Below are 1,893 nucleotides of genomic sequence, written 5' to 3' on the forward strand. Positions count from 1 at the left end.
CCGGTGAAGGGGGCGTTGCCGGTGGCGGCGTAGGCGAGGACGGCGCCGAGGGAGAACAGGTCGGTGGCGGGGGTGAGGGGTTGGGCCAGCACCTGCTCGGGCGACATGAACCCGGGGGAGCCCACGGCCGCCCCGGTGGCGGTGACGGTGGTGGTGCCCTCCCTCGCGCGGGCGATGCCGAAGTCGATCAACTTCGGTCCGTCCGGGGCCAACAGCACGTTGGGGGGCTTGACGTCCCGGTGCAGCAGGTCAGCCGAGTGCACCGCCCGCAACGCCTCCGCCAGTCCCGCGCCCAGCGCCCGGACCGTCCTGAGGGGGAGGGGTCCGTGGTGGTCGATGGCTTGGGCGAGGGAGGGGCCGGCGACGTATCCGGTGGCGATCCAGGGGATGGTGGCGTCGGGATCGGCGTCGAGTACGGGTGCGGTCCAGGTGCCCTGTACGCGGCGGGCGGCGGCTATTTCGCGGTGGAAGCGGTGGCGGAAGTCGGGTTGTTCGGCGAAGTGGGGGTGGACGACCTTGACGGCGACGGTGCGTCCGCCGGTGGTGCGGCCGAGGTAGACGCGGCCCATGCCGCCGGCGCCGAGGCGGCGGAGCAGGCGGTAGTCCCCGATCGTCCTCGGATCGTCGGGCTCCAACGGTCGCACCGCTCACCCCTTTCCGGCGTGGCCTTTCCGGCGTGGGACCCGCGTGACCTCCAGGGCCCTGGGGTGCTGTCGGGATCGTTCTCCCGGGAACGCTGACCGAACGTCGGGCTGTGCCGTGCGGTACGGCCGCCTCGTCGCCCGTGTCGTGGAGGGGCGCCCCGGTGCCGGGAGCCCGCTCACCGATCCCGGTGATCGAGGCGACCCTAGCCACCGGGGGTGCCCGGCGGCCATCGTGGGGGCGGGGTCAGTCCCGTTTGGTGAGGTCTCCCCTGGGGTTGCCGGCGGCGTCGTCCCCGGACTCGTAGCGCAGTGTCCCGTTGTTCTGGAGGGTGAAGCGTTCCTCGTCGGAGCCGTCGGCGCACAGTCCGGGGTGGGGGTTCTTGTTGCCGCTGGAGTCCAGGACCAGGCGGTTCCCCTTCACCGAGCGCAGGACGTAGTTGGTGCTGCAGTCGATGTCGCCCACGGACATCCGGCTGTCGTCCCGGGCGACCACCCGCCCCAACTCGCCGCCCTTGATGGTGATCCTGAACGTGCTGGGGACGCCCTTCCCGGTGCGTACCGAACCACTCCAGGTGCCCAGGAACCTCTTCGGCACCTGGCCGCCGTCGGAGGGGGAGGAGGGCGACTTGCTGGCGTCGGGCTGGCCGCCGGCGTTGTCCCCGGACTCGGTGCCGGAGAAGACGTCGAACACCAGCGGGCTCACCAGTACGCCGCCGACCAGGGCGGCGGCGAGGGTGACCGCGACACTGCAACCGATCCGACGCCGGCCGCGCTCCCCGCGTACCGAGACGCTCAGCCCCGAAGGGGCGCCGGCCCCGGGGCCGTTTGGCCCGTCGGCGGGAGCCGGGGCGGCACCGGTCTGGGTGGGCAGGGAATGCGGGGCGCTCGGGGGAGGGGGCTGGGTCAGCGGAGGCGCCGCCCCGCCGCCGGCGACCGGCCACTGGGCGGGCGGGGGAGTCTCCGACCTCCGCGCCGGGGTCGCGTCCCCCAGGGCGGCTCCGCCCAGAGCGACCTCGGAGGCCTCGTCGGGGGAGCCGCCCTGGGAGGGAGGCCGCGCGGGTACGGGCGGCACCGGGGGCGGGGTGAGCGCCGGGGCCTCCGACTCCAGTTCCAGCAACGCCACCGCGCTGCGGCTGAGTTGGTCCAGTACCGGGCCGGGGAGCCAGTCGTTCTGGGTGAGGGTGTGGGGGGTGGTGTGGGGTCCGGTGAGGTAGTCGATGACCTGTTGGGGGGTGGGGCGGTGGTGGGG

At 74.0% G+C, this 1,893-nt stretch carries 1 protein-coding gene and 1 pseudogene; both read right to left on the reverse strand.

Annotated features, from left to right (window positions below; genetic code table 11):
* On the reverse strand, positions 1-644 hold a 644-nt coding region (locus tag ABZT14_RS25545), incomplete at its 3' end, for a serine/threonine-protein kinase (RefSeq protein ID WP_356306909.1).
* Between the two features lie 244 nt (positions 645-888).
* Positions 889-1,893: pseudogene (locus ABZT14_RS25550) on the reverse strand (hypothetical protein); the annotation flags it as partial.

Source organism: Streptomyces sp. NPDC005438 (genome assembly GCF_040606315.1).
GTDB lineage: Bacteria > Actinomycetota > Actinomycetes > Streptomycetales > Streptomycetaceae > Streptomyces.